The sequence below is a fragment of the Pandoraea sp. NPDC090278 genome, from assembly GCF_044772185.1.
Lineage (GTDB): Bacteria > Pseudomonadota > Gammaproteobacteria > Burkholderiales > Burkholderiaceae > Pandoraea.
Genome location: NZ_JBIVYJ010000030.1, coordinates 1 through 4637, shown reverse-complemented (window position 1 = coordinate 4637; position 4637 = coordinate 1). Strand labels below are relative to the sequence as shown.

Below are 4637 nucleotides of genomic sequence, written 5' to 3'. Positions count from 1 at the left end.
AAGGTCTACGACACCACCACCAACGCCAGCCTGTCGAACAACGGCACGGCAACGGTGCAGCTGGGTAATGCGTCGGCCGCTAACGGTTCGCTGGCTGCTGCCTCGGCGTTCAACAACTACACGGTCAGTGGGCAGTTCGCCAATGCGTCGGCCGGCAATCAGACGGTCAACATCAATACCGCGCTGACTGACACGACTAACTATTCAGTTGCCGCAGGCAGCCAGACGAACACCACGGCCACCATCGCCAAGGCGAATGTGACGATCGCTGGCGCTCGGGCCAACGACAAGGTCTACGACACCACCACCAACGCCAGCCTGTCGAGCAACGGCACGGCAACGGTGCAACTGGGTAATGCGTCGGCCGCTAACGGTTCGCTGGCCGCTGCCTCGGCGTTCAACAACTACACGGTCAGTGGGCAGTTCGCCAATGCGTCGGCCGGCAATCAGACGGTCAACATTAATGCCGCGCTGACTGACACGACTAACTATTCAGTTGCCGCAGGCAGCCAGACGAACACCACGGCCACCATCGCCAAGGCGAATGTGACGATCTCTGGCGCTCAGGCCAACAACAAGGTCTACGACACGACCACCAACGCCAGCCTGTCGAGCAACGGCACGGCAACGGTGCAGTTGGGTAACGCGTCGGCCGCTAACGGTTCGCTAGCCGCTGCCTCGGCGTTCAACAACTACACGGTCAGTGGGCAGTTCGCCAATGCGTCGGCGGGTAATCAGACGGTCAACCTTAATGCCGCGCTGACTGACACGACTAACTATTCAGTTGCCGCAGGCAGCCAGACGAACACCACGGCCACCATCGCCAAGGCGAATGTGACGATCGCCGGTGCTCAGGCCAACAACAAGGTCTACGACACCACGACCAACGCCAGCCTGTCGAGCAACGGCACGGCAACGGTGCAGCTGGGTAATGCGTCGGCCGCTAACGGTTCGCTGGCCGCTGCCTCGGCGTTCAACAACTACACGGTCAGTGGGCAGTTCGCCAATGCGTCGGCCGGTAATCAGACGGTCAACCTTAATGCTGCACTGACCGACACGACAAACTACTCGCTCGCTTCGGCAAGCCAGACGAACACCACGGCCACCATCGCTAAGGCGAATGTGACGATCGCCGGTGCTCAGGCCAACAACAAGGTCTACGACACCACCACCAACGCCAGCCTGTCGAACAACGGCACGGCAACGGTACAGTTGGGTAACGCGTCGGCCGCTAACGGTTCGCTGGCCGCTGCCTCGGCGTTCAACAACTACACGGTCAGTGGGCAGTTCGCCAATGCGTCGGCCGGCAATCAGACGGTCAACCTTAATGCTGCACTGACTGACACCACGAACTACTCGCTCGCTTCGGCAAGCCAGACGAACACCACGGCCACCATCGCCAAGGCGAATGTGACGATCGCTGGCGCTCGGGCCAACGACAAGGTCTACGACACCACCACCAATGCCAGCCTGTCGAGCAACGGCACGGCAACGGTGCAGCTGGGTAATGCGTCGGCCGCTAACGGTTCGCTGGCCGCTGCCTCGGCGTTCAACAACTACACGGTCAGTGGGCAGTTCGCCAATGCGTCGGCGGGTAATCAGACGGTCAACATTAATGCCGCGCTGACTGACACGACTAACTATTCAGTTGCCGCAGGCAGCCAGACGAACACCACGGCCACCATCGCCAAGGCGAATGTGACGATCTCTGGCGCTCAGGCCAACAACAAGGTCTACGACACGACCACCAACGCCAGCCTGTCGAGCAACGGCACGGCAACGGTGCAGTTGGGTAACGCGTCGGCCGCTAACGGTTCGCTGGCCGCTGCCTCGGCGTTCAACAACTACACGGTCAGTGGGCAGTTCGCCAATGCGTCGGCCGGCAATCAGACGGTCAACCTTAATGCTGCACTGACCGACACCACTAACTACTCGCTCGCTTCGGCAAGCCAGACGAACACCACGGCCACCATCGCCAAGGCGAATGTGACGATCGCCGGTGCTCAGGCCAACAACAAGGTCTACGACACCACCACCAACGCCAGCCTGTCGAACAACGGCACGGCAACGGTGCAGCTGGGTAATGCGTCGGCTGCTAACGGTTCGCTGGCCGCTGCCTCGGCGTTCAACAACTACACGGTCAGTGGGCAGTTCGCCAATGCGTCGGCGGGTAATCAGACGGTCAACCTTAATGCCGCACTGACCGATACCACTAACTACTCGCTCGCTTCGGCAAGCCAGACGAACACCACGGCCACCATCGCCAAGGCGAATGTGACGATCGCTGGCGCTCGGGCCAACAACAAGGTCTACGACACCACCACCAATGCCAGCCTGTCGAGCAACGGCACGGCAACGGTGCAGCTGGGTAATGCGTCGGCCGCTAACGGTTCGCTGGCCGCTGCCTCGGCGTTCAACAACTACACGGTCAGTGGGCAGTTCGCCAATGCGTCGGCCGGCAATCAGACGGTCAACATCAATACCGCGCTGACTGACACGACTAACTATTCAGTTGCCGCAGGCAGCCAGACGAACACCACGGCCACCATCGCCAAGGCAAATGTCACGATCATCGGCGCTCAGGTCAACAACAAGGTCTACGACACCACCACCAACGCCAGCCTGTCGAGCAACGGCACGGCAACGGTGCAGCTGGGTAATGCGTCGGCCGCTAACGGTTCGCTGGCCGCTGCCTCGGCGTTCAACAACTACACGGTCAGTGGGCAGTTCGCCAATGCGTCGGCCGGCAATCAGACGGTCAACATTAATGCCGCGCTGACTGACACCACCAACTACTCGCTCGCTTCGGCAAGCCAGACGAACACCACGGCCACCATCGCCAAGGCGAATGTGACGATCTCTGGCGCTCAGGCCAACAACAAGGTCTACGACAGGACCACCAATGCCAGCCTGTCGAACAACGGCACGGCAACGGTGCAGTTGGGTAATGCGTCGGCTGCTAACGGTTCGCTGGCCGCTGCCTCGGCGTTCAACAACTACACGGTCAGTGGGCAGTTCGCCAATGCGTCGGCCGGCAATCAGACGGTCAACATTAATGCCGCGCTGACTGACACCACCAACTACTCACTGGTTTCGGGAGCTGCAAGCCAGGTGAGCGCGACGATTTCCAAGGCCAACGTCTCAGTCACAGGAGCATCTGCCTGGAACAAGGTGTATGACGGCACGACGAATGCCAATGTCACCCAGGGTTTGGTCACCGTCTCCCTAGGTAACGCTAATCGTGCGGACGGCAGCACGGTCGACTCGCAAGACGCGAGCGTAGCAACCGTTACAGGCGCGTTCACAAGTGCATCGGCAGGGCGCAAAGCCGTCAACATCAATACGGCGCTTACCGACACTGCCAACTACACGTTGGCATCGGGCAGCCAAAGCCAGGTCAATGCCACAATCGCCAAGGCGAAAGTGAGTGTCGCCAACGTCTCCGCAAGCGACAAGGTCTATGACACGACCACCAATGCCGATGTGCGAGGCGCGAACATTACTGTGGCCATGGGCGATAGCAGTCGCGCAGACGGCAGCACCATTAGCAGCGTGAATACCAGTGTTGCGACAGTCAGAGGAGATTTTGCCAATGCTTCGGCCGGTCAACAAACAGTGAACATCAATACCGTGTTGACCGATACGGCCAACTTCACGTTGGCGGCGAAGACTCCCATGAGCACAACCGCGACCATCACCAAGGCCACTGTCACTCTGTCCGGCGTGACGGCAAGCGGAAAGGTCTTCGACACCACCACGAATGCTCGCCTGTCGAGCAACGGCACGGCAACGGTGCAGTTGGGTAATGCGTCGGCCGCTAACGGTTCGCTGGCCGCTGCCTCGGCGTTCAACAACTACACGGTCAGTGGGCAGTTCGCCAATGCGTCGGCCGGCAATCAGACGGTCAACATTAATGCCGCGCTGACTGACACGACTAACTATTCAGTTGCCGCAGGCAGCCAGACGAACACCACGGCCACCATCGCCAAGGCGAACGTCACCGTGCAAAACGTGCAGACATGGAACAAGGTTTACGATGGAACCACTAATGCCAATGTCAGCCAAGGCTTGGTCGGCGTAGATATGGGGGATGCTAACGCGGCGGACGGAACAACCGTCAAGAGATACGACTCAAGTTTTGTCACCACGTCGGGGCGTTTTGCAAACGGTTCCGCCGGTAGGCAGTCCGTGACGCTGACGAGCGCACTTTCGGATACCACCAACTATACGTTGACCTCCGGGAGCCAGCGCACGGCCATTGCGACAATCGAGAAGGCCAACGTGACAATTTCCGGCCTGTCGGCAAGCAATAAGGTCTATGACACAACGACCAACGCCAACATCAACGGCGGCATCGTAACGGTAGCCATGGGGGATGCGAATAAGGCTAACGGGGTGACGCTCAACTCGGTGAACGCGAGCCTTGCGACGCTGTCTGGCACCTTTGCCAACGCATCGGCCGGTGACCAGACGGTGAATATCCGTGCATTGCTGACGGATACGACCAACTACACGCTTGCATCAATTAGCCAACGTGCGGTTACAGCGACGATCGCAAAAGCCGCCGTGAGAGTGTCCGGCGTCACCGCGAGTAACAAGATTTACGACATGACGACTAACGCCAATATCTCCAGTCA

1 protein-coding gene is annotated in these 4637 nt (G+C 59.6%); it reads left to right on the top strand.

The genetic code is table 11. The features are described 5' to 3' along the window. Nucleotides 1-4637, top strand: a 4637-nt coding sequence (locus ACIQWO_RS27310; protein WP_402830835.1) for a beta strand repeat-containing protein, incomplete at both ends; no start/stop codon positions are given.